Source organism: Aerosakkonema sp. BLCC-F183, assembly GCF_041929145.1.
Classification (GTDB): domain Bacteria; phylum Cyanobacteriota; class Cyanobacteriia; order Cyanobacteriales; family Aerosakkonemataceae; genus Aerosakkonema.
Genome location: NZ_JBHFNU010000033.1, coordinates 1 through 22,913, shown reverse-complemented (window position 1 = coordinate 22,913; position 22,913 = coordinate 1). Strand labels below are relative to the sequence as shown.

Here is a 22,913-nt window from a genome sequence, read left to right as displayed (position 1 = left end):
CAACGCCGACATAGCAGCTTTTATATTGGTTTACACGGCTACGCTTGGGTGGAATCTCTAGATTTATTTAGTGAACAAACTGCTAAATTAATGTCTTTAAGTCCTCATAAATTACCTTATTATCAACGAGGTCATCGCGCCGAAATGCTTATCCAGTCTACCTTTGAGCTATAGTTGTCGCCCCGTCAGCATAATTACGCAGCCGCTTATTCCCCCTCAGCCTTTTTCGATAGTCTTAATGACGATCGGAGTTTTAGCTAATTTTTCAGCTAATTCTCTCAAATGGTCTATTTGTTGACGATTTGCTGCAATTTCTTCATCTTTAGCGGCTATTTCTGATTTGTATTTTTCTTCTAATCTTGTCATTTCTTGTAGAAGCTGTTGAATATATTTTTCAGCTTCAGCTAGATTTTGCGGCGCGGTGTAGTTGTGAATATTTCCACCTATTTGATCCCTTTGAACTGTCTCAGCAAAGCCACCAGCGAATTGGGCACCGCGTTGGTCATACTTAGAGGCTTCTGACATAGATTTACTCTCCGATGTTGCTCTAACTTCAATATTAATCTCTTTTTTTGACATTGTTAATATAATATTTTCTATTTTACCATTTTGTTCGCGATAAATTTGAATTTCTCTATCTTTCGCTTGCAATTCGGCTTTATATTTTTCTTCTATGGCTTTAAGTGCTAAGGCGTAATTTTGGGTGAAGTCGCTGTGAATCTTTTCTTTATTAGCGTCGGGAGGAACGCTAACTCGGACGACGATAACGCCATCGCCTTTGTTTTCAATACTCTGGATAGTGAGTTCGGTATCTTCATTTTCCACTTGTACTTTTTTGAAGGCGGCGATAAAGGCTTTCCAGTCAATACCTTTGTCGAAAATTAAGTCAACCGTAGTCAAAACTTCTTCAAATAGTTTGGTAAATTCTCCCGGTTTAAATTCGCCACTGCTGGGACGGCGTTCTCTATCGTCGGTTTTTGGTTTGGGATTTTCTAGGAGATAAATAAATCGACAATCTACATTATCCAGTTTGGTGTTACTTTCAATATTCCAACCTTCTACGCAAGCGCCTGTCATTTGAGCGCTAGTAAAATCAGTGCCAATTGCTTGAGTGAGAGTTAAGTTTGCCCATTCTAAATTAGCTCCTTGGAAAGTTGCATCGGTGATATCGGCTTTTTTCAAATTGGCATAACTGAGGTCTGCTCCTATTAAGTTAGCACCTCTGATATTAGCGCCAAGATAAGATTTTTGGCGACTATTTCCTGTAACGAGTAAATCTCGAACCGATGGGTCAACTAATATTGTGCTATCCACTCTGGCGAGATCGAGTTCTTGTGCATCATTAAAGCGAGTGCGAGTCAAAACTGCTTTTGTTAAATCTGTATTTTTGAGTTTTGTCTGTGTGAAATTAGCATCTGTTAAGTCAGCGCAGTGGAAGCTAGTACCATTTACCGCAGCTATAGATATCGCCAGTGAACGAACAAAAGCAAAGGTAATTTTTGGATCTCCAGCTAAGGCACGCCAACTAATATAACTACTTAATAATCCGAAAATTATAGCAACAATTATAGTAACAGGTAAAGCATTACTTCCAGATCCAACTGCTGTCACAACTATAGCCACAATTACAAGATTAGTCACAGCAAAAAGGACAGATAGCGCTATGTGTACCGTTCCAACCGCACAAATAAACACAGCACCAATAACAGCCATAACCACTGCACCAACTATAGCCACAGCTATAGCTGGTGCTATAGAATTAATAAAAAGTGCTGCCACAAACATAGCTAAAGTTTGAGACACAACAAGCGTTAAAGCTAAGACCATAGCGCCTAAGCAACTTAGCAAAAACATATTTCTCCGCCAAGGTTGCATTCCTGCTTTAGCCTTAGTGAAATTCGCGCCTATCAAAATAGCATTACTAAAATTTGCGCCTTGGATATCAGCGTAGGAGAAATTTGCACCAGTAAGGTTTTGACCTTTGAAATTGCGTCCTCGGAGATTTTGACCGGAGAAGTCTGGTGGCATATTCAGTCACCTTGGAGTCAGGCAAACTTAAACTATCTCAGTTTGGCAGAAAGATGTGGCGATTGACAACACATTTTGCACCTATATTGAAAGTCCGCCAGTGTTCACAATCTGCCATAAAGCCCGCCTGGGGTTCAAACCCCAGCGTCATAGCGAAAGTCCACTTAAGTGGACTAAATAAGTTTTTTCAGTCCACTTAAGTGGACTTCAGCTATTAGCCGTTGACTTGAGTCAAAGGCGGGGTTCATTTTCGCAAGAAGAAACCGGGTTTTTGATATTTCATTCCTCTCGAACATAAGCACCTATAAATAATAATTGATTTATCATTTTTTCTGCTGTCTTGGTAGCAATCAATCTTTGAATTCCTCGCAACTGTTCGCCAACGGAATAGCTTTGTCGTTCGGCAATGATAATTCCTGCATGAACTCTATTTTCTTCCATATAGGTTTTATGTAAACGGCAGAAATCTCGACCATTAAAGGTATAAATTACCCTTTGTTGCAGAGTTGCCCAAATTAACTGTTCCGAATCTATCTGTCCGAGATTATTTACGTCTGCGGTAGTTACTAAATCTACACCAGCATTTCGCAAAGCTTGCAATAACGCTCCTCTGAGTGTATCCTCATCCATATATAAACGAATTTCACTCATTTTTGTTGACTCGCAATATATTCTGCTTCCAATCTTTCATACTCAGCTTTTTCTGCTGCTAAATATCCTTCTATTTCTTCTGTGTTAGCGTGATAATAAGCTAATGCTGCATGAACCTGAGCTAAATTGATGAAGCCATATTCTTGTACAATTTCTGTTGGTGTCAGTCCTTGTTTGGATAAAACAGCTATTTGCTCAACAGAAATTCTGGTTCCCGCAATCCTGGGACGATTTCCGCAAGTTTCAGGTGTGCGGATAACGAGAGTGCCGATGTCAATAGTTGTTGTCATATTTTACCTGTTTTTAGATAAGTTTGTAGGATGCGTCAGAATACAGAATTTAGGCTATAATTATTAATGCGATCGCTCTGACACACCCTACTAGCGCTCTAAATTTTAAATAATAGGTAATTGCCGAAACAATTACCTATTACCTACTACCAATTACCCAACTACAAAATTCACCAAATTTCGACCTGGAACAACGATCGCTTTTTTAATCTCCTTACCATCAAGGTATCTTTGGGCAGCTTCCGACTCGCGGGCGTACTTTTCCAAAGTGTTTTTATCCGAAGTATTCGCAACTTCAATTGTGCCGCGAGTTTTGCCGTTGATTTGAATTACCAACGTAATTTCATCGGCAACTAACGCCGCAGCATCGTATTTCGGCCAACTTGCTTTATGCACAGATTCACTATTACCAATCATCTGCCACAATTCCTCAGCAATGTGTGGCGCAAACGGCGCTAACATCAAAATCAAAGTGTGAATTCCTTCCGTATAAATTGCCGAATTTTTGCTATCGGTATCCGTGAGGGCGTTACTCAATTTCATCAATTCGGAAATTGCCGTATTGAATTGATAGTCGCTTCCTAAATCATCGGTAACTTCTTTAATTGCCGTATGAATGGCGCGACGCAAATCCTTTTCTATTTTGGATTTTGGATTTTGGATTTTGGATTTGTCTAATTTAGCTGATGATTGATTGTTAGCAAAATCACCTACTAGACGCCAAACGCGATTTAAGAAGCGGAATTGTCCTTCCACATCCGCCTCATCCCATTCCAAATCTTTCTCCGGTGGCGCTTTGAACAAGATAAACATTCTGGCAGTATCCGCACCGTATTTATTAATTACTTGTTCTGGTGCAACGCCATTGTATTTAGATTTCGACATCGTTTGGTAAGATATTTCCAACGGTTCCCCAGTTTCCGGGTCTTTCGGGTCGTTGGGATTTACCAAATTAGAAGGAATATATTTGGCATTACCGGATTTTTTGGGATTGGTGTAAGTTAATCCTTGCACCATACCTTGAGTTAATAAACGTTGGAAAGGTTCGTCAAAATTGAGCAAACCTCTGTCTCGCAACACCTTGGTAAAGAAACGAGAATATAATAAGTGTAGGATTGCGTGTTCGATGCCACCGACATATTGATCGACAGGCATCCAATCATTTGTTTTCGCAGAATCGAACACTTTCCCATCATTTTGGGCATCGCAAAAACGCAAGTAATACCACGATGAATCGATAAACGTATCCATCGTATCGGTTTCTCTTTTCGCAGGCGTATTGCAACTAGGACAAGGTACGTTTACCCAACTTTCTAATTGTGCTAAAGGCGAAGCACCGCGACCAGTAAATTCGACATTTTCTGGCAATTGAACTGGTAAATCTTGTTCGGGAACTGGCACTATGCCGCAATTCGGACAGTGAATAACTGGTATTGGCGCACCCCAATAACGTTGGCGGGAAATTAACCAATCTCGGAGGCGATATTGTACTCGCGCTTTACCGAAACTTTGCTGTTCGGCATATTCGATAATTGCCTGTTTTCCTTCATTGGAATTCTTGCCATTGAAGTTCTCGGAATTAACCATAATTCCAGTGTCAGTATATGCTTCCTCTAGTTCGTAGTGAGGACTTAAGTCCTCATTCCCAGGCGGAACAATTACTACTTTAATCGGCAGATTTTGTTCGTTCGCAAATTTGAAATCCCGCGTATCGTGTGCGGGTACGCCCATTACTGCGCCCGTGCCATACTCAAATAAGACGTAATCGGCAATCCAAATCGGAATTTCTTCACCAGTAAAGGGATTGATTGCTTTACCGCCAGTTGGAATACCGCGTTTTGGTTTATCTTCGGCGGTACGTTCCAATTCGCTTTGATTGGCAACTTCTTTAATGAAAGTTTCGACTGCTTCTTTGCGTTCGGAAGTTGTAACTTTTGGTGTTAATGGATGTTCCGGCGCGAGTACCACGTAAGTAACACCATAAACAGTATCGGGACGAGTGGTAAACACGCCGATTTTTTCATCCATTCCGACAATTGGAAATTCCAAATAAGCGCCGACAGATTTACCAATCCAGTTGGCCTGCATTAACTTTACTCTTTCCGGCCAACCTGTCAACTTATCTAAATCTTGGAGTAATTCTTCGGCGTAGTCGGTTATTTTGAGGAACCATTGACGCAAGTTTTTCTTTTCAACTATTGCGCCGGAACGCCAAGAACGTCCTTCGCTATCGACTTGTTCGTTTGCTAATACGGTTTGGTCGATGGGGTCCCAGTTAACTTTGGCTTCTTTTTGATATGCTAATCCGGCTTGGAGAAATTGCAAGAATATCCACTGCGTCCACTTGTAATAGTCGGGGGAACAGGTGGCGAGTTCGCAATTCCAATCGTAGGATAAGCCTAAGCGCTTTAATTCCGATCGCATTTGGGCGATATTGTTATAAGTCCACTTCGCCGGATGGGTTTGGTTTTTGATGGCGGCGTTTTCTGCTGGGAGTCCAAACGCATCCCATCCCATCGGATGCAATACCCGATCGCCCTGCATTCGGTGTACTCGTGCGATCGCATCCGTTATAGTATAGTTGCGGACATGGCCCATGTGCAGGTTGCCCGATGGATAGGGAAACATCGACAGGGCGTAGAATTTGGGCTTGTCTGTCTCAGTCGGCGTTTGGTCTATGCCTCGTTCTGCCCAAGTCTTTTGCCACTTTTCCTCTATTGCTGTTGGATTATATCGGGATTCCACAATCTAGAACTCCTGCTGGGTCACTAATCAACTACATTTTCCCATTGTGGCACGAATAGGAATGGAGAGTGGGTAGTGGGGATATCCTTCTAGTGCAAGTCTATCACTCTTCCAGCGATCGCTTGCAGAGGAAAATTATCTAAATCATTGTTCAAGAAGGAGTAAAAAATCGCACATAAGTTTTCGGGTCAGAGAGTTTTTGACATTCTTAAAGCTAAAAAAGGTAGTATTAAACAAGCCGAACTACCAGAAGGTTCTCCCAGTTGGGAAGAATTTAGCGAAATGATTTGGGAGGAAATTGAAATGGGTGTACAGGAAAATCTTCCTGGTTTCAAAGTTGTTCGGAAATTATTAAGCGATCGGAGATTTGATAAATGACCAATCCTATCTTTGAAAAATTACTTAAACTCTTAAACAAACTGGAACAAGAAAAAGTCAGCTACACTTTAGCACATCATCGAGATGAAGCAATTATGGTGACAGTGGCTGTACCTGGAGAAAGATGGGAAGTTGAATTTTTGAATGATGGCTCGGTAGAAGTAGAAAAGTTTGTTAGTAATGGGGAAATTGGCGGAGAAGAAGCACTCGGAGAATTATTTTCTTTTTTTTCTTGATTATACATAAGGGTTACTTGAAATTTTTGCTCCCATATATCGAATTGGATATAATTTGTATTATTATACTATTTAATCACTAATTTTCAATAAAAATATCATCAGTGCATGAATGAAACGATTCGCATCTACGGCTATCATGGCACAAGCGCAGAAGCAGCAGCGGCAATTCTTCAAACCGGCTTCAACATTAGCAGCAACGAATACGACTGGTTGGGAAAAGGGGTTTATTTCTGGCAAGATGCGCCGCTGAGAGCTTGGACATGGGCAAATCAGAACTATCCAGAAAATCCCGCCGTAATCTGTTCTTCGATTCGCTTGGAAAATTGCATAGATTTACTGGATATTAAATGGTTTCCATTCATCAGAAGGGTATATAATTCATTTGTAGCAGAGTATGAATCAACAAATCAGACTTTGCCTCAGCAGAATCCCGAACGCTCGAAAGCTCACAGGTTAGACTGCGCCTTTTTTGACTATACAGTTGAGAAAGTTTTGCAGCCTGAAGGACAGATTGTTAAAGCTATTCGTTCTGTATTTGTAGAAGGCGATCGCATTTTCCCAAATTCTGCTGTTTTTGACCTAGCTCACGTTCAAATAGCTATTCGAGATACTTCTTTAATTGAAGAGTCTTGTTTGATAGAAATACCGGGAGGAATTTAACCATGCTAGACCCCCAAAAATGTGGCGAAATACTTCTCAAACATTTTGAGGAAGTAACTACTGAAGAGTTTCTCGCAGGTTTAAAGCAAGCCTGTCCATATCTCTTTGAAGAAGATGAATTGAATGGAACAGAAAAATCTAATTCGTCTGTGACAAATAAATCTAATCAACATCAAACCTTTTCCCAATTTTGAGCATCAATCCAAATATTTATGCGGTAAGTCGAAAGTTGCGATCGATCCTGATGAAAAGAGCGATCGCATTCAATTTATGTAATATAATTAAGACCAGATTGCTAGTTACTTGGTTAAGTCAGCATGAACGTTACTGAGTTTAATCGGTTTCACCACTAATCTCTACCTGATTCACTACATCCAAAGATATGTCTAAAGCTTCTGCAATTTTTTCGTCGCTTAAGCCAAACTTCCGTAATTTATTAATTATTTCAATATTAGTTTTATTATTACCTCTATCTACCGTAGGACTATCAGGAGAAGGACAACCGTTAATGTAGCTAATTTTGTTATTTTGGATAGTATGAAAAGTATTATTATTTCCAAATTTTATCTTCTGATTTATTTGCCGTTCTAAGACAGATTCAAAATTATTCTTTTTCACTTGTTCGCCAAAAATATCAGATAACATTTGCAAAAGTTCGTGACTGGCTTTTTTAACGTGCTGGGCGCTATAACCATAAGTTTCTGAAACATCAGCATACCTTTTGCCCTTCAGTATTCCCGCGATAATCCTCCGTTGCAAGTCATTCAGATGTTTTTCTGTCTTAGCGTAGACAGTTTCATCGACAAATTGCAATATCTGGGGAATGTCCATAGATGGGTAGATGAGACAGCTATGGTTACTATATCCAACTTTTTCCCACTTTTTGCAACTTTTTTTGGGGGTTGGGATTGCAATTTGAGAAAGATCCAACTTTTTCCAACTTTTTTGGCTTTTCAGGAGCGATATGGTTGCGCTAGCCTTATGGAAGGCTCTGCTGTACATAGAGTTCTGACTCACTTAATCTTGCCTAACAAGCTTGAATAGTTTACATAAGCAAATTTTATAGGAAAACCTGTTTTGATATGACAAGAAGACGTACTTGGTACAAACAATATAGTATGAACAGTGGCATTTTACTGATGGTTCTGCTACTTCTAGTTTTATTTTTTATCTTGAGATCTTGTGTTTTTAGTCCAAACCCAGAGCAAATAACAAAATCAACTAATACTCATACAGTATTTGTAGTTCTCGCCCCTATTAACAAAGAACAATTAAACCTAGCAATAAGTTTTGTTAGAAATGCAGAATCTAATTTAATGGTACGTGATAATTATTACGAATTAAAAGGTATTTGTAACGGTGAATTAGAATATATTGAATCTCTACATTATTCAAGTGTTAGTTCACCAAAGATATTATTTAATAGCTTGCTAAACTGGCTTGGCAAAACTCAAAATCAAATATGTGATTCTTCTGCCACAGAATCTTTAAAATCAGTTATTAATAGAATAAATGATTACTTAAATCAAAATAAACAGAATCATTTAATCGCTTTTATTCAAATTCCTTGGAAAAAAGGCTTTAGCTCTAAAGAATATGATGAATTAACTCTAGAAGTTAGTAAGGTTAAGGATAAAACTAGAGTCGAGAAAATATACCTTTTTGGAGTTACTGATGGAAATATATCAAATGTATTTCGTCTCTTTAATTTAACTACACCTGAAACGGTTATTACATCTGGCACAGATCCGGGCAATATTAGAAATTTGATTAGAGAAGCAAGAGAGTTGATCAGGAGTTCTAAATAATATGGCTAATATTGAAGGTGATGCAGATGAAAATTCAATAGACAATAATTTTTACGCTGTACCAGAAGACCTAAAATATGAAACAATACAGAATCAAGCTGAAACAGACGCAAAAAAATCTGTAACTGACCTTTTAGGCAAACTCAATACCTCTGAAAAATATAGCTTATCTGAGGCTAATCAAATTTTGGAATTAGAGATAGTTACAGCAGAGATGTATAAAAACCTTTATCTTAGAAACGGTTTTTATAAGAGAGGAGCTTGGCTTAAAACGGAGATGGTAAGAATTAGCAAAGAAATTGGCAAATGGCAAGGCGGATTAAAGTTTTGGGAGGGTGGAAAATTTAGTTTACGGGAAGTTACAAATACCTCATTCCAATGGACTCTAAAAGCAGGCTTGTCTTTTGTTACTGTGTTATCTACGGCTAGCCTTATCGATCCTAATTTTACAGAAAATGCTGAGTCAATTATTAGCTTTCAAAAAGATGGCTTGTTCTTTTGGTTGTGCGTTTTTTCTGGTATTTCTCTAGTGGAGTTAACATCAGCATCTATTTATAACTGGTTTACCAGTGAACCCTCTGCTACAAACTCAAGTAAACATTCAAAGAAAACTCTAGTCTTAAGGCGTTGGGACGGAAAAAGAGCAGCTATCCGAATTCCGTATTTAAGTTGGTTGAAACCAGTTAATATTTTGATGTTTGCTATTTGGTTAGCAGAAGCTTTAGTTGGTTATTCTATACTTCTACCAATTATCCAGGATAAGCTGAACAGACAATCCTTAAATGCTGATAATTTAAGTAATATCTATAAAGCCTCACCGCCCCCACCTGAGATTCCACTTTTTCTGGGTGTTTCTATGTTTGCGCTTATTAACTTGATATTTGCTTATTCAAAAGCCAAACGAGACAATTCAGTAACTACACGCAAGGATAGATTAGCTTCTTATCTTGAATATCAGCAAAAATTGGAACAAGAGTTTGAGTATTGCACAGAGCAAGCAGAAGCAACAAATGCAGATTATCAAAAATATAAGGAGAGATTTATTGAAATTATCTATGAAAAAAACACAGATCAAACAGCAACTAACGATGATTTTATATCAAAATTAGCGTTTCCTTTTCGCAGCAAGTACTAATGATAGATGTTTGTAATGACTCTGATATTCCAAGATTAACAACCTGCTATCCCCTGTAGTATTTGGAGGTGATACAAGATGACGACCAATACAATTAAGTTGCTTGATGTGGTAGCCCTGACAGTCGATCTTCCTGAATATAACCTGTGGCGCGGTCAAGTCGGCACTGTAGTTGATATTTTGGCTAGTGGGGCAGCGTTTGAAGTGGAATTTAGCGATCGTAACGGACGCACATACGAATCTATGGGACTACGCCCAGAGCAAATTATGGTATTGCATTTCGAGCCAGCATCCCCTGACAAAACGCCTGAAATAGCTATGGCATAAATAAGCATCACTTGAGTTATTCCTGTGGTAGGCTTTGCGATCGCATTTCCTGGCAAATACCAAAAATAAATGCTTGTATAGATAGCGATCGCACTACCAAAACACCAACAATTTTTCCATCCATCAACTTCTAAAAACTTCCACTTTTTCCTCTATATCCAATCCCTTTTCACCGGAACTATCAGCCAAAGAATTTCGATTCATAAACTCATCTAACAGTTCAAAAAATTTATCAAGCGCTTTACTTTCATCCTCCGAATAAAAAAGAATAATGTTAGCCCAAGATTGGCTACTATCCACGCTGAATTTTTTGCGTATCCATTCAGGAAACTGCATAAAATCGCGTTCTTGTTTAGTTGGCTGTTCTCCTAATTCATATTTAGCAACGCTGTAACCAGATAAAAAAGCCTGAAGGCAAATAATTGAACGTCGCCCTAAGTACATTGAAGGAGCTTTTTTTATTTTCTCAATTAAGGTATATAAATCGTGCATTGTTTACCTCAATATTTTCCAATTGTTAATTTTGCTGCTTAAAATTCTTCTTCAATAATTTTAAAACTCCCTAACCCAAGTTCCAGAGAAGGAGATGTTAAATTTTGTAGCCACTCTTGCCTATTAACTCCACTAGGATCGATATTATCAAAAACAATTTCTTCTCAGTCTATTATAATTGATATCGCTTCATGGTAGCCATTAGTAGCAATTTGCTGTTCGCGCCGTAAATCGTAAATCACTGACCAAGGTAGGTCTTGCCTTCCTAAATCCAGCTTTATTTGCTTACCTTGTATATTTTTGCTCACCAAGAAATCTTTGATAGCCTCACTACATTGAACACATTGAAAAACTCCATATTGGCTGGCAATTTTGGCAATTTCGGCTCTAATCTCATTTAAACTACTCGGTTCTAAACTCAAAGTATAAAGTTGACCTCCTACACATGAATAAAATTATATCTCAAATTGAACTCTTCGATCGCAATTCGTCCCTGATTTATTCTTGAGATATAATAGAAACTACTTCTCGCAAATTTTCTATGAGTATCAGTCTTACTTCCGAACAAGAACGCTTTATTCAAACGAAGTTGCAAGGTGGGAAATATCGATCGGCCCAAGAAATCCTCGAAATTGCCTTGCGATTGTTGGATGAATACGATCGCGCAGATAACGCCTGGGTAGAGGATGTGCGAGAAAAAATTGACGCCGCGATCGAAGTTTCCGATCGAACGCCACCTATTGACGGCGAAACTTTTGTCAACGAAGTTTTAGAACGATTCCAGCAGGCAGTTATTATGAAGTAGTAAAAGAACGAATTCGTAGCAAACAAAAAAATATACTATGACAATCAGCACTACTAAACCGCTAACTTTTGAAGAGTTTTTGCAAGTCTGTCCCGAAGATGGTAACTACGAGTTAATCGATGGAGAAATTATAAAAATGGAAGCTACAGGGGCGCATAAAAATGTAGCGAGGTTTCTACTGTTTGCTTTCAATGATGAAATAAAACGATTGAAGCTTGACTGGGTTGTTGATAAAGATATAGTTATCCGAACTTTCAGCAATGAAGGAACTGAACGAGGCAGAAGACCAGATGTAAGTTTGGTTGAGGGTAGAATTTGGGATAGATATCTTAATACCTACGCTGCTATTACAGAACCCCTAATTTTAGCTGTTGAAGTAGCATCAAGTAACTGGGATGATGACTACATTGACAAAGTGGATGAATATCAACGATTGGGTATTCCTGAGTATTGGATTGTAGACTATTTGGCTGTTGCTTCCCGCAATTATCTGGGAAATCCTAAAGTTCCTACTGTGTCTGTTTATCATTTAATTGAGGGAGTATATCAAGTTAAGAGATATACTGGCAATGACTTAATTATTTCGCCAACTTTTCCAGAGTTACAGTTAACTGTTGCAACTGTTGTAGCGGCTAGTCGCTCTCGTAATATGTTTGATGGGGGCTGATTTTGTAAATAGCTCAACTTTTGGCGCTAAAGCGCAACAACGTACCTAAAAATACTTTTAACCTCTTTCTCCGTAAATACTTTCTCGACTAATATCTTCATCGGAAATATGAGGATAATTACGTCCTCGATGACTCTCCGTCCATTCCCGAAAAGCTTTTATCCATTCTTCAGGGGTAGCGATTTCCTGAAAATGACGCTCTTTAGGTTTTACCTCTGATTTCATCCCCTCATTTTCGGCAAGTTTTTGATGTAAAAGCGCTTTCTCTTCTTCTGTAAGAATTTCAATCAGGTTAACTATCGATTCAACTACTTTAGTCCTCATAAGCCCTATTTTCCAAGTGATTTTTTGAGCTAAATATTAACTTGTTGCCTTGTTTTTTTACACACTATGAAACTAATCAATCTTTCTAAATTCAATCCTAAAATTGTCAAAATTTAGCTATTCGGATTGACTATCTTCTTCAGTTGAAATACTGTAAGAAACAACCCACATATATGAGTGAATCTCGATCGCGTTAGGTTCTCCATAATTTCCATAAGCAGTAAGCTTTGATTTTAGTACCTCAGCAAGTTCCAGCAAGATACAATATTTTTCCCAATAAATAGATTTACTAATCGATTTTTCTATTCCATAAAACTTCAAAAGCTTATCAAATTTTTTCGGAATAACCGGAAAGTAAGTAAGAGGATCTAATAGAAAAGCCAAATAAGCTAAAAAAGGCCATGAACAAGGGAGTTTATTTATTCTCAAATAATCTGCCAGCGCATCAAAACGATGGCCGAATTCTGATGGAATGCTGGCTCCACCTATAAAAAAATCGAACAACTGTTTTTCCAAGCCTTCGATCTGTGCAGGCTCGTTCACTTTATAAAGAGCAGCTTCCGGGCTGTTTTGGAAGCCATATTTGTGTTCGAGTAAATTTACACTTCGATTGCAAGCGTTTTTCGTAGCTTCTATTATCTTTCCTTGCTCTGGCAACCATTGTCTCCAATTATCTAGACAAAGAGCTTTTCTCCCTTCTCGATAAGCTTTCCATTTGTATTCAATTTCGTCTTTAACTAAAAAAGGATGCTGAAAATTTTCAAAGGTAACTCCCTTTGAGTCTTTTAACAGTGATTCTTTGAATAGGTTATGTGCAATTTCAAATTTTTCATCATCTATATGAATTGACATAAATAAATACCTCAAATCAAAGTTTATTTCTTCTGAAGAAGGGGAAGCGATCGATCGCTTTCTCGTTACTAGCAGCAAGCATAATCGGAATTTAGACAGCTAACAGGTGGGTAATTTCGTATCCACCCTTACTTGACCATCAGAAGTCAATCGATCTGTAAGGTGCGTCAAATAGCATACTTCGCGGGACAATGGTTAATTTTATCCCTCTGACGCACCCTACTTAACCAATCTAGTTGTAAGCTATCTAAAGCGATCGACAAATCTACTTACTTTCCCAGCTTCGGACAACCCCTTCATACTTTGGTAATAATACAATACTGGAAGCGCCTAAAGTTTTAATTTAAGAGATGTTAAAAGTTTTCGTGTACGGCACGCTCAAACCAGGGGAATCAAACTATCAGCGATACTGTGCTGGTAAAGTAGTACAAGAGGAAAGATCGATCGCCTACGGTGAGCTTTTTCACTTACCTGCCTTTGGCTATCCCGCGATGACCACGGGGTACACTCGAGTGCAAGGTTATCTGCTTAGCTTTGCCGATGCGGATGTTATCCACAAGCTTGACCAACTCGAAGATTACGACCCGCAACGGCCACCGGAGGATAATCTCTACGATCGCAAACAAATCGAGACGTATAATTTAGACGGGCGATCGCAGGGTATTGCTTGGGCCTATTTCATGACCAGCGAGCGAGTGGAAGGTTTGGGAGGTATTTTTATCCCATCAGGCTGGTGGTTTTCCTCAAAATATTTTTGAGTTTATCTACCCGGATTGTAATAGGAGCTATGTTTTAGCCTGTTTATGGGTGCTGCCACCGACGCTTTCGGAATTTCCACAACAGGTTGATTTAAAGCCAGCATCAAAGGTTCCGAAGCTACAGGTATTTCCGGAGATTGCGCCAGTTGCGGCGAAAAAGAATTGCCACCTCCGAACACGCCTGAAACTGCGGCAATCAGCCCAGCCGCGATCGCACTACCACCCCACAATAGCACCTGCTTTTGGCGACGGCGACCCAAGCGCAAGAACACTTTAGTTATCGTTTCTTCCACGGGTTGCTCGCACGCTGGCACAGGTATTGTCCGCATCCCTTTGCGGAGCGTCATCAGTCTGGCATACAAACACTGCACCTGCGGGTCTTCTGCCAGCCATGCTTCTACCTGTCGGCGTTCTTGTACGCTCACCTCCCCATCCAAGTAGGCACTCAGCAACTCAAATCGATCGCGCTTTTGAGTATCGAGCGCACCCACATTACCCGCAGGCGAATTCCCTGCGGAATTCGGTTTTGAAAGATTACGGGATTCTAAGTCAGAATTCATACCAATGCTTGAATGCGTAGATTTTTGATAATCAATTTGAGCGTCCCTAGCGGGAATCTTTTGCGAGGCGAGTGTGAAAGTGCAATTTTTTGTAAACTTGGTGTCATTTTACACACTAAGCTACTTACAAAGTTGTGTACGCTCACCCTTCGATACTCGCTAGTCTACTACAAATTTTAAAACGATATATGAGGGGTCTTAGCAATCTTTACTACTCAAGCTCGATCTCTCTTCCGGTAGATTTAGTCTTGGCATCCAGACTGCAAAAGCCAGAGCGAAGCGCAAAATCGATCGGAGAAGATTCACAAACACGATCGCAGCAAAATTGCCGACAACGGATCGCCTCAGATCCAGAAACCATTAACTATCGAGATAGTTTTGTAGCTGAGATTGGAGTCGCTGACGGGCTCTAGCGATTCTAGACTTGACAGTTCCCAGAGAAACCCCCGTAATATCGGCAATTTCCTCGTATGCCATCCCTTCAATTTCTCTGAGGACAATCGTAGTCCGGAAAACCTCTGGTAGATCGGCGATCGCAGTATGGAGTTGCTCGTAGAACTCGCGAGTACTCAAATCTTCTACAGGCCCCGGATTGTCAGCTGCGATTTCCCATTCCATCTCGCCATCTTCTACCATTCTAGGCGCATCCAAAGACAAAGGTTGAGATACTCGCTTGCGTTTGCGTAACTCATCATAGAAAAGATTGGTGGCGATCCGGCTGAGCCACCCCCGGAACTTGACCGGTTCGTTAAGGCGCTTGATATTGCGATAAACCCGAATCCAGACTTCCTGAGCTAAATCGGCTCGATCCTGCCAATCAGGAGCCAGGTGGTACAAAATCTTATCTATATGGGACTGGTACCGACGCAACAGTTCTGCGAATGCCTCCCGATCCGGGCGATGCCCAGCTTGACACCGCAAAACTAAGTCATAATTAGAGAGTTTTTCAACTGGCTGCACTGCTGCTTGAGGAACGCTAACCTCACTGCTAGACCAGGATACAGGAATCGACTGACTCATGGACGGAATCCGTTTTAATACATCCCTTCTTCCTTGACGCCGCCGATATGACAAAAGTTCCCGGACTTAAGAAGCGACGATCGCTCGTCCGGCGAGTTTGGCTACTGCGGTAACCAACTCGTTGATATCAACGGGTTTGGACAGGTGCATCTGGAAGCCAGCCGCAAGCGCGTGGATACCGTCCTCCTCCCTAGCATAAGCTGTTAGCGCCGCAGCGGGAATAAATACACCTTGCGCTGTATTGAGGTCTCTCACCTTGCGGATCAGGGTGTAGCCGTCTTCCTCTGGCATACCGATATCGCTGAGCAATACATCTGGTTGCAATTGGGTCAGAGTCTTCATTGCTTCGCCTGTCGATGCCACTGCTACCACTCTGGCTCCGTATTCTTCCAACGCGAGACTGACAAACTGACGGACATCCGGTTCGTCATCCACCAAAAGCACTTGCAAATCGGCCAGAGTTCGATCGCGGAGCGCCGAGCGCGAATTCATCAAGTTGTTTGATTCATTTTTTTGGCAGACTGCTTCGCTCTTGCCCACCAAAAGGGGTAATTTGACCCTAAAGGTCGCTCCCTGACCTTCTCCTTGACTTTCGGCACGCACTGTGCCTCCGTGGAGATCTACTAAATGATGAACGATCGCCAATCCCAGTCCGAGACCCCCGTATAACCGCGTGGTTTTGCCATCAGCTTGACGGAAGCGATCGAAAACATAAGGAAGAAAATCTGGACTGATACCAATACCTGTGTCGCTCACTACTATCTCGACCCAAGAGCCACGGTACTCCAGTTTGACATCAACCTTTCCTCCTTCCGGAGTGAATTTGATCGCATTGGAAAGTAAATTCCAGACAATTTGCTGCAAGCGGTTAGGATCGCCAGAAATCAGATGCGGATGTGAGTCAAGCGAAGTTTGCAGCTGAATTGCTTTAGCTTCCGCTTGCGGAGATAAGGCATCGATGGCGGCTTGAATAACTCCGACAAGATTGAACGGACAGAGATTCAAACGCAGTTTGCCGCGAATAATGCGCGACACATCGAGAATATCTTCGATCAATTGCGTCTGCAACTTAGCATTGCGCTCGATCGTTTCGAGAGCGCGAGCGGTTGTTTCTTCATCAAAATTGCGAGTGCGGAGCAAGCGAGCCCAGCCTAATATCGAGTTAAGCGGCGTGCGGAGTTCGTGGGAGAGGGTCGCCAGAAACTCATCCTTCATCCGATTGGCTGCCTCGGCTTGCTGCCTTGCCATTTGCTCTCGCAGCAATTTCGTGCGCTCTTCCTCCGCTTGCTTGCGATCGGTAATATCTTCTATTGTGGCGACGTGGCCGATCGACTTGCCGCGATCGGAGAGCATTGACGAGGACTGGAAGTTAACCCAACGGATAATTCCCTCGCTTGTCTGGCAGCGAAACTCGTCCGAGTAATGCCCTGCTGTTAAAATATGTTCTCGGTCGGCCTTAATTATTGTCCCTCCGGAAGCCTCCCTAGAAGTATAGGTAAACCAATCAGCTTTTACTCGCGCTCGATCTTCCCAATACACTGACTCCAGCCAACCTTCTCCCAAGCTTTCCTCCAGAGTAAAACCGCAAATAGTTTGGCAGCGCGGGTTGGTGTAAGTGCAGAGACCGTCAGTATTTGTCAGCAGAATACCGACTGGAGAACAGTAGCTCAAGCAGCGAAACCGCTCTTCGCTTTCTCTGAGTTCGGCGTTCATAGCTGCCAGTTGGGTTGCTTGTCGCTTGACTTCTAGAGTTTTCTTGCACAAGTCAACGAATACGGAAACTTTCGATTTCAATATTTCCGGCTCTATCGGCTTGAGCAGGTAGTCCACCGCACCCAAAGAATAACCCTTGAACACAAAGGAGTCGCTGGTGCTGAAGGCTGTCAGGAAAACGATCGGGGTGTGGCGGCTACGCTCTCGTTGTCGAATCAGCGTTGCCGTCTCAAATCCATCCATACCTGGCATTTGAACGTCAAGCAAAATCACGGCAAAGTCCTGCTTGAGCAAGCATTTTAATGCTTCTTCACCAGAATGAGCTTTTACCAGATTCTGACCCAAAGAATCTAGTATTGCCTCTAGCGCTAGCAAATTTTCTGGATGGTCGTCAACCATTAAGATGTTGACTTTTTCGTAGTTGGTCATTGGTCATTGCTCTTGAGGAAATTTCAGATTTTAAATCTTAGATTTCAAATTTAATCAATTTGCAATCTGAAATCTAAAATTTGAAATTTATCGATAGAGCCAAACGCGCAGCATCGAGAGTAACTGCTCTGTATCTACTGGTTTGGTAATGTAATCGGACGCACCTGCTTCAATGCACTTTTCGCGATCGCCTTTCATCGCTTTGGCTGTGAGCGCAATCATCGGCAGCTTTTTAAATTGAGGTATTTGGCGGATATTTCGCATTGTTTCGTATCCGTCCATTTCCGGCATCATTACGTCCATCAGGACGATATCGATATCTGGAGTTCCTCGCAAAACAGCTATACCATCCCTACCGTTTTCGGCATAAATCACCTGCATTTGATAGCGTTCTAGCATACTGGTGAGGGCAAAAATATTACGCACGTCGTCATCCACAATCAGGACTTTTTTGCCAGCCAGTACGTAATCTGTTTTGTAGAGTTGTTCCAGCATTTCTCTCGCTTGTGCGGGTAAGTTTGACTGCACTCGATGCAGGAACAAAGCTGTTTCATCTAGGAGACGCTCTGGAGTGTGTACTTGTTTGAGCGGAGTAGTTTCGCCAATGCGCTTGAGGTGAACTTCTTCTGCTTTGGTAAGTTTCTTGTCGGTATAAACGATAATCGGTAGGGGTCTGTAACTGACCGCGTTTACCTTTCTAAAAGATTCCTGGTGGATGCGCTCGATTAATTCAAAACCGTTCATATCCGGTAAGTTCAAATCCAGCACCAAGCAATCGAAGTTGCCTTCTCTGAGTGCTGACAAGGCTGCTGTCCCCGTACCCACAGCTGTGGTGGAGACATCGGTGTTACCGATTAACTCGACAATGCTGTGGCGTTGAGTTTCGTTATCTTGGACTACCAGCAGGTTTTTCACCGGACGCTGGATAAAACTTTTGATGTTTGTCAGTGCAGAGGTTAATGCTTCGGCGGTGACGGGTTTTTGGAGATACGATACAGCTCCGAGTTGCAAACCGCGCTGTCGTCCTTCGGCTACAGAAACGATGTGGACGGGGATGTGACGGGTATTCGGGTCGTGCTTGAGGCGATCGAGTACTGTCCAGCCATCCACTGATGAGGACAAACTAATATCCAGAATGATGGCGCTCGGTTTGTATTCTCGCGCCATTACCAAGCCGGTTTCCCCGCGCAAAGCTACCAAAACTTTGAAACCTTGCTGTCGCGCCATATCTAACAAGACGCGAGCGAAATTGATGTCATCTTCCACAATCAGCAATACCATATCGTTGGGCTGGATATCGCCGCGATCGTCCGCCAAGGATGTCGGTTGAGCTTTATACCCGTCTTGGGTTAATGGGATTGGTTGTTGCGCCTGGGGTCGCTGCGCCGCGATCGTTTCTTCTGAGGGAGCTTTAGAAATCGCAGGCACATTATTTGGGGGGGTATGGGTGTTTGGTGGGGATGGGGGGAGTGGGGTAAGTGGGGGAGTGAGGGAAACATTAGATATGTCTGTCCCTGTTCTCCCGCTCTCCGGCTCTCCGGCTCTCCGGCTTTCCCCCTGTTCGTTTCTTATGCTTGGCTCTTCTGTGGGGTTATCGCCATCGTTTTGGGGCAGATTGTTTTGTGGTAGATAAAGAGTAAAGATACTGCCTTTACCTACGCTACTGACTAACTGAATTTCTCCCCCTAAAAGATGGGCGATTTCGCGGCTAATCGACAATCCGAGTCCCGTACCGCCGTATTTGCGGCTGGTGGTGCCATCCGCTTGTTGGAATGCCTCGAAAATGATTTTTTGTTTGTCAGCGGGGATACCGATACCGGTATCGGTGACAGAGAAGGAGACGACGCTAGAGGCATTACTCAAATTTTCGTTTTCCGGACTCCAACCGCTTGTGACTATTTGCGATCGCAGGGTCACAGTACCTTGTTCGGTAAATTTAAATGCGTTGGAGAGCAAGTTTTTCAATACTTGTTGCAATCGTTTGGAGTCGGTATATATCGCTCTTGGCAGTTGGGAAACAAAATCTATTGTGAAAGCCAATCCTTTATCTTGGGCAACTTGTCGGAAGGTTCGCTCGATTTGCTCTTTCAACTCTGTGAACAGCATCATATCAATTTCAATTGACATGGTGCCAGATTCAATTTTTGCCAGGTCTAAAATATCATTAATTAAACCTAACAAATCCGTACCTGCTGCGTGAATTGTGCGCGTATATTCGACTTGTTTTGTTGTGAGATTTCCTTCGGGATTATCCGCCAGCAAACGCGCTAGAATCAACAAACTATTCAGCGGTGTTCGCAATTCGTGCGACATATTCGCCAAGAATTCCGACTTGTATTTGGAACTCAAAGCTAATTGTTCGGCTTTTTCTTCTAAAGAAAGTCGGGCTTGTTCGATTTCGCGATTCTTGCGTTCTACTTCTTTGTTTTGCAACTCCAACAATCCGCTTCTTTCTTCTAATTCTTCGTTGGTTTGGCGCAGTTGTTCTTGTTGGCTCTTGAGCAATTCTTCCGATGCTTTGAGGGATTGGGCTTGTTGTTCCAATCGTTTGTTAGTTTCGCGCAGTTCGGCTTGTTGGGTTTGCAGTTCTTCGGCCAAAGATTGCGACTGTTTGAGCAATTCTTCTGTCCGCATACTGGCGGCGATCGTATTGAGTACGATTGCAATACTTTCCGTTAGCTGATCGAAGAATGTCAGGTGAATTTCGCTAAACCGACGGAAGGATGCCAATTCGATGACGGCAGTTACTTGACCTTCAAATAACACCGGTAAGACTACAACATTTAAAGGTGAGGATTCTCCCAAACCGGAACTAATTTTGATGTAGTTATCCGGCACTTCGGTCAGTAAGATGCGTTCTTTTTCTAAGGCGCACTGTCCTACCAGTCCTTCACCCAAACTGAAGCGGTTGGCTAGATGCTTGCGTTCCCGATAGGCGTAGGTGCTGAGCAGCTTCAGATATTGGGTACTGTGAGTGTCAGCTCCATCCATGAGGTAGAATACGCCGTGTTGGGCGGAAACTAGGGGTGCCAATTCGGAAAGGATAAGTTTGGAAACCGTCTCCAAATCTCGCTGACCCTGCAACATTCGCGTGAATTTGGCGAGGTTGGTTTTCAACCAGTCTTGTTCGGTGTTCTTTTGGGTGGTTTCGCGCAGGTTGGCGATCATCTGGTTGATGTTATCTTTGAGGATGGCGACTTCACCTTGCGCTTCTACGGAAATCGATCGCGTCAGGTCGCCTTTGGTCACAGCGGTAGCAACTTCGGCGATCGCTCTCAGCTGGGTAGTCAGTGTCGCCGCCAGTTCGTTCACGTTGTCCGTCAGCGCTCTCCAGGTTCCCGCCGCGCCAGGAACTTTCGCCTGACCCCCCAGTTTCCCTTCGATACCCACCTCACGCGCCACTGTAGTTACCTGATCCGCGAAAGTTGCCAGAGTATCGATCATTTCGTTGATCGTATCTGCCAGGGTTTCGATTTCTCCCTTCGCCTCCAGCATTAACTTGCGCTTCAAGTCGCCGTTCGCCACCGCCGTCACCACTCGCGCAATCCCTCGCACTTGCGCTGTCAAGTTCCCCGCCATCGAGTTCACGTTGTCCGTCAAATCTTTCCAGACACCCGCAACTCCTCGCACATCCGCTTGACCGCCGAGTTTTCCTTCCGTACCCACCTCGCGTGCAACCCGCGTTACCTCGGATGCGAAGGACGATAGTTGATCCACCATTGTGTTGATGGTATTCTTCAAATCCAAGATTTCGCCTTTGACATCGACGGTAATCTTCTTGGACAGGTCGCCATTTGCCACCGCCTTCGTCACTTCGGCGATGTTTCTCACCTGCGCTGTCAGGTTACCCGCCATTGAGTTCACGTTATCCGTCAAGTCTTTCCAGGTTCCCGCAACTCCTCGGACGTATGCTTGTACGCCCAGTTTACCTTCTGTACCAACTTCTCTGGCTACGCGGGTTACTTCTGATGCGAAGGAGTTAAGTTGATCCACCATTGTGTTGATGGTGTTCTTCAATTCCAAGATTTCGCCTTTGACATCGACGGTAATCTTCTTGGATAGGTCGCCGTTTGCTACTGCGGTCGTCACTTCGGCGATGTTTCTGACTTGCGCTGTCAAGGAACCCGCCATGAAGTTTACACTGTCGGTCAGTTCTTTCCAAATTCCCGCAACTCCTCGGACTTCTGCTTGGACGCCGAGTTTTCCTTCTGTACCTACCTCTCGCGCCACCCTGGTTACTTCACTAGCGAAGGAGTTGAGTTGATCCACCATTGTGTTGACGGTGTTTTTCAACTCCAAGATTTCGCCTTTGACATCGACGGTAATTTTCTTGGACAGGTCGCCGTTTGCTACTGCGGTCGTCACTGCGGCGATGTTTCTGACTTGCGCTGTCAGGGAACCTGCCATGAAGTTTACACTGTCGGTCAAGTCTTTCCACGTTCCCGCTACACCTCGCACGTCTGCTTGGACGCCGAGTTTTCCTTCCGAACCTACTTCTCTAGCAACTCTGGTTACTTCACTAGCGAAGGATGATAGTTGATCCACCATTATATTGATGGTGTTTTTCAACTCCAAGATTTCGCCTTTTACTTGTACGGTAATTTTCTTAGAAAGGTCACCGTTGGCGATCGCTGTCGCCACTTCTGCAATATTTCTTACTTGCAGGGTCAGATTGCCTGCCATTGAGTTTACGTTGTCGGTCAAGTCTTTCCAAGTTCCCGCAACTCCTCGGACATCCGCTTGTACGCCCAGTTTACCTTCCGTTCCCACCTCTCTGGCAACTCTGGTTACTTCACTAGCGAAGGAAGATAGCTGGTCAACCATTGTGTTGATGGTTTTCTTCAGTTCTAAGATTTCGCCTTTGACATCGACGGTAATCTTTTTAGACAAGTCGCCATTTGCGATCGCAGTTGCAACTTCGGCGATGTTTCTGACTTGTCCGGTCAGATTGCCTGCCATCAAGTTTACCGAATCTGTCAAATCTTTCCACGTTCCAGCCACTCCTCTCACTTCTGCTTGGACGCCGAGTTTT

22 protein-coding genes are annotated in these 22,913 nt (G+C 42.7%); 9 read left to right on the top strand and 13 right to left on the bottom strand.

Annotation, left to right across the window (positions count from 1 at the left end; translation table 11 throughout):
• Positions 1-216: 216 nt before the first annotated feature.
• The 4 genes from ACE1CD_RS08665 to leuS all read right to left on the bottom strand — a co-directional run bounded on the left by ACE1CD_RS08665 (position 217) and on the right by leuS (position 5,714).
• Entirely contained in the window at positions 217-2,028 is a 1,812-nt protein-coding gene (locus ACE1CD_RS08665; protein ID WP_374823223.1) for a pentapeptide repeat-containing protein, read from the bottom strand.
• A gap of 279 nt (positions 2,029-2,307) precedes the next feature.
• Positions 2,308-2,679, bottom strand: a complete 372-nt coding sequence (locus ACE1CD_RS08660; RefSeq protein ID WP_374823220.1) for a DUF5615 family PIN-like protein — start codon at positions 2,677-2,679, stop codon at positions 2,308-2,310.
• On the bottom strand, positions 2,676-2,969 hold the full coding sequence (locus ACE1CD_RS08655) for a DUF433 domain-containing protein (RefSeq protein ID WP_374823217.1): 294 nt from the start codon (positions 2,967-2,969) through the stop codon (positions 2,676-2,678). Before ACE1CD_RS08655 ends, ACE1CD_RS08660 begins: the two co-directional genes overlap by 4 nt.
• A 153-nt stretch (positions 2,970-3,122) precedes the next feature.
• Entirely contained in the window at positions 3,123-5,714 is a 2,592-nt protein-coding gene (gene leuS, locus ACE1CD_RS08650) for a leucine--tRNA ligase (protein ID WP_374823214.1), read from the bottom strand.
• 374 nt (positions 5,715-6,088) lie between these two features.
• On the opposite strand from leuS, the gene ACE1CD_RS08645 reads away from it, so the two are divergent.
• The 3 genes from ACE1CD_RS08645 to ACE1CD_RS08635 all read left to right on the top strand — a co-directional run bounded on the left by ACE1CD_RS08645 (position 6,089) and on the right by ACE1CD_RS08635 (position 7,185).
• A complete protein-coding gene (locus ACE1CD_RS08645; RefSeq protein ID WP_374823211.1) occupies positions 6,089-6,328 on the top strand; it encodes a hypothetical protein in 240 nt (79 codons plus the stop codon).
• Positions 6,329-6,436: 108 nt separating this feature from the next.
• Entirely contained in the window at positions 6,437-6,991 is a 555-nt protein-coding gene (locus ACE1CD_RS08640; protein ID WP_374823208.1) for a hypothetical protein, read from the top strand.
• 2 nt (positions 6,992-6,993) lie between these two features.
• The gene (locus ACE1CD_RS08635) at positions 6,994-7,185 is read left to right on the top strand and encodes a hypothetical protein (protein ID WP_374823206.1); all 192 of its coding nucleotides are present in this window, start codon (positions 6,994-6,996) and stop codon (positions 7,183-7,185) included.
• A 139-nt stretch (positions 7,186-7,324) separates the two neighbouring features.
• Here the strand turns inward: ACE1CD_RS08635 and ACE1CD_RS08630 are convergent, their stop codons facing one another.
• Positions 7,325-7,822, bottom strand: a complete 498-nt coding sequence (locus tag ACE1CD_RS08630) for a hypothetical protein (protein ID WP_374823204.1) — start codon at positions 7,820-7,822, stop codon at positions 7,325-7,327.
• 287 nt (positions 7,823-8,109) lie between these two features.
• Here ACE1CD_RS08630 and ACE1CD_RS08625 point away from each other — a divergent pair, with 287 nt between their 5' ends.
• The 3 genes from ACE1CD_RS08625 to ACE1CD_RS08615 all read left to right on the top strand — a co-directional run bounded on the left by ACE1CD_RS08625 (position 8,110) and on the right by ACE1CD_RS08615 (position 10,261).
• Positions 8,110-8,799 carry a hypothetical protein gene (locus tag ACE1CD_RS08625; protein ID WP_374823201.1) on the top strand — a complete coding sequence of 230 codons (690 nt, stop codon included), beginning with the start codon at positions 8,110-8,112 and terminating at the stop codon, positions 8,797-8,799.
• Position 8,800: 1 nt separating this feature from the next.
• A complete protein-coding gene (locus ACE1CD_RS08620) occupies positions 8,801-9,934 on the top strand; it encodes a hypothetical protein (protein ID WP_374823198.1) in 1,134 nt (377 codons plus the stop codon).
• A gap of 78 nt (positions 9,935-10,012) precedes the next feature.
• Positions 10,013-10,261: a DUF4926 domain-containing protein gene (locus ACE1CD_RS08615; RefSeq protein ID WP_374823196.1), complete on the top strand. Its 249-nt coding sequence runs from the start codon at positions 10,013-10,015 to the stop codon at positions 10,259-10,261.
• A gap of 123 nt (positions 10,262-10,384) precedes the next feature.
• Here ACE1CD_RS08615 and ACE1CD_RS08610 read toward each other — a convergent pair whose 3' ends face one another.
• The gene (locus ACE1CD_RS08610; RefSeq protein WP_374823193.1) at positions 10,385-10,753 is read right to left on the bottom strand and encodes a hypothetical protein; all 369 of its coding nucleotides are present in this window, start codon (positions 10,751-10,753) and stop codon (positions 10,385-10,387) included.
• Between the two features lie 164 nt (positions 10,754-10,917).
• A complete protein-coding gene (locus ACE1CD_RS08605; RefSeq protein ID WP_374823190.1) occupies positions 10,918-11,175 on the bottom strand; it encodes a papain fold toxin domain-containing protein in 258 nt (85 codons plus the stop codon).
• 119 nt (positions 11,176-11,294) lie between these two features.
• On the opposite strand from ACE1CD_RS08605, the gene ACE1CD_RS08600 reads away from it, so the two are divergent.
• Complete coding sequence (locus tag ACE1CD_RS08600) at positions 11,295-11,558, top strand: type II toxin-antitoxin system ParD family antitoxin (RefSeq protein ID WP_374794236.1); 264 nt, start codon at positions 11,295-11,297, stop codon at positions 11,556-11,558.
• A 37-nt stretch (positions 11,559-11,595) separates the two neighbouring features.
• Positions 11,596-12,225, top strand: a complete 630-nt coding sequence (locus tag ACE1CD_RS08595; RefSeq protein WP_374823187.1) for a Uma2 family endonuclease — start codon at positions 11,596-11,598, stop codon at positions 12,223-12,225.
• A gap of 57 nt (positions 12,226-12,282) precedes the next feature.
• Here ACE1CD_RS08595 and ACE1CD_RS08590 read toward each other — a convergent pair whose 3' ends face one another.
• Positions 12,283-12,549 (bottom strand): hypothetical protein, encoded by a 267-nt coding sequence (locus tag ACE1CD_RS08590; RefSeq protein ID WP_374823184.1) that lies wholly within the window; start codon positions 12,547-12,549, stop codon positions 12,283-12,285.
• Positions 12,550-12,666: 117 nt separating this feature from the next.
• Positions 12,667-13,401: a hypothetical protein gene (locus ACE1CD_RS08585; protein ID WP_374823181.1), complete on the bottom strand. Its 735-nt coding sequence runs from the start codon at positions 13,399-13,401 to the stop codon at positions 12,667-12,669.
• A 350-nt stretch (positions 13,402-13,751) separates the two neighbouring features.
• Here ACE1CD_RS08585 and ACE1CD_RS08580 point away from each other — a divergent pair, with 350 nt between their 5' ends.
• Positions 13,752-14,159 carry a gamma-glutamylcyclotransferase gene (locus ACE1CD_RS08580; RefSeq protein ID WP_374823178.1) on the top strand — a complete coding sequence of 136 codons (408 nt, stop codon included), beginning with the start codon at positions 13,752-13,754 and terminating at the stop codon, positions 14,157-14,159.
• A gap of 2 nt (positions 14,160-14,161) precedes the next feature.
• Here the strand turns inward: ACE1CD_RS08580 and ACE1CD_RS08575 are convergent, their stop codons facing one another.
• The 4 genes from ACE1CD_RS08575 to ACE1CD_RS08560 all read right to left on the bottom strand — a co-directional run.
• On the bottom strand, positions 14,162-14,719 hold the full coding sequence (locus ACE1CD_RS08575; RefSeq protein ID WP_374794240.1) for an anti-sigma factor family protein: 558 nt from the start codon (positions 14,717-14,719) through the stop codon (positions 14,162-14,164).
• A gap of 360 nt (positions 14,720-15,079) precedes the next feature.
• Entirely contained in the window at positions 15,080-15,739 is a 660-nt protein-coding gene (locus tag ACE1CD_RS08570; RefSeq protein WP_374794241.1) for a sigma-70 family RNA polymerase sigma factor, read from the bottom strand.
• Between the two features lie 66 nt (positions 15,740-15,805).
• Positions 15,806-17,881 carry a response regulator gene (locus ACE1CD_RS08565; protein ID WP_374823175.1) on the bottom strand — a complete coding sequence of 692 codons (2,076 nt, stop codon included), beginning with the start codon at positions 17,879-17,881 and terminating at the stop codon, positions 15,806-15,808.
• A gap of 87 nt (positions 17,882-17,968) precedes the next feature.
• Positions 17,969-22,913: HAMP domain-containing protein (locus ACE1CD_RS08560; RefSeq protein WP_374794243.1), on the bottom strand; the 4,945-nt coding region annotated here is incomplete at its 5' end.

Excerpts from the sequence above, each read along its gene's own strand:
- ACE1CD_RS08635 (WP_374823206.1), top strand. The coding sequence starts at position 6,994 with ATGCTAGACCCCCAAAAATGTGGCGAAATACTTCTCAAACATTTTGAG.
- ACE1CD_RS08645 (WP_374823211.1), top strand. The coding sequence starts at position 6,089 with ATGACCAATCCTATCTTTGAAAAATTACTTAAACTCTTAAACAAACTG.
- ACE1CD_RS08585 (WP_374823181.1), bottom strand. The coding sequence starts at position 13,401 with ATGTCAATTCATATAGATGATGAAAAATTTGAAATTGCACATAACCTA.
- ACE1CD_RS08660 (WP_374823220.1), bottom strand. The coding sequence starts at position 2,679 with ATGAGTGAAATTCGTTTATATATGGATGAGGATACACTCAGAGGAGCG.
- ACE1CD_RS08610 (WP_374823193.1), bottom strand. The coding sequence starts at position 10,753 with ATGCACGATTTATATACCTTAATTGAGAAAATAAAAAAAGCTCCTTCA.
- ACE1CD_RS08590 (WP_374823184.1), bottom strand. The coding sequence starts at position 12,549 with ATGAGGACTAAAGTAGTTGAATCGATAGTTAACCTGATTGAAATTCTT.
- ACE1CD_RS08580 (WP_374823178.1), top strand. The coding sequence starts at position 13,752 with ATGTTAAAAGTTTTCGTGTACGGCACGCTCAAACCAGGGGAATCAAAC.
- ACE1CD_RS08620 (WP_374823198.1), top strand. The coding sequence starts at position 8,801 with ATGGCTAATATTGAAGGTGATGCAGATGAAAATTCAATAGACAATAAT.
- ACE1CD_RS08640 (WP_374823208.1), top strand. The coding sequence starts at position 6,437 with ATGAATGAAACGATTCGCATCTACGGCTATCATGGCACAAGCGCAGAA.
- ACE1CD_RS08665 (WP_374823223.1), bottom strand. The coding sequence starts at position 2,028 with ATGCCACCAGACTTCTCCGGTCAAAATCTCCGAGGACGCAATTTCAAA.
- ACE1CD_RS08655 (WP_374823217.1), bottom strand. The coding sequence starts at position 2,969 with ATGACAACAACTATTGACATCGGCACTCTCGTTATCCGCACACCTGAA.
- ACE1CD_RS08575 (WP_374794240.1), bottom strand. The coding sequence starts at position 14,719 with ATGAATTCTGACTTAGAATCCCGTAATCTTTCAAAACCGAATTCCGCA.
- ACE1CD_RS08570 (WP_374794241.1), bottom strand. The coding sequence starts at position 15,739 with ATGAGTCAGTCGATTCCTGTATCCTGGTCTAGCAGTGAGGTTAGCGTT.
- ACE1CD_RS08565 (WP_374823175.1), bottom strand. The coding sequence starts at position 17,881 with ATGACCAACTACGAAAAAGTCAACATCTTAATGGTTGACGACCATCCA.
- ACE1CD_RS08625 (WP_374823201.1), top strand. The coding sequence starts at position 8,110 with ATGAACAGTGGCATTTTACTGATGGTTCTGCTACTTCTAGTTTTATTT.
- ACE1CD_RS08615 (WP_374823196.1), top strand. The coding sequence starts at position 10,013 with ATGACGACCAATACAATTAAGTTGCTTGATGTGGTAGCCCTGACAGTC.
- ACE1CD_RS08595 (WP_374823187.1), top strand. The coding sequence starts at position 11,596 with ATGACAATCAGCACTACTAAACCGCTAACTTTTGAAGAGTTTTTGCAA.
- ACE1CD_RS08630 (WP_374823204.1), bottom strand. The coding sequence starts at position 7,822 with ATGGACATTCCCCAGATATTGCAATTTGTCGATGAAACTGTCTACGCT.
- ACE1CD_RS08600 (WP_374794236.1), top strand. The coding sequence starts at position 11,295 with ATGAGTATCAGTCTTACTTCCGAACAAGAACGCTTTATTCAAACGAAG.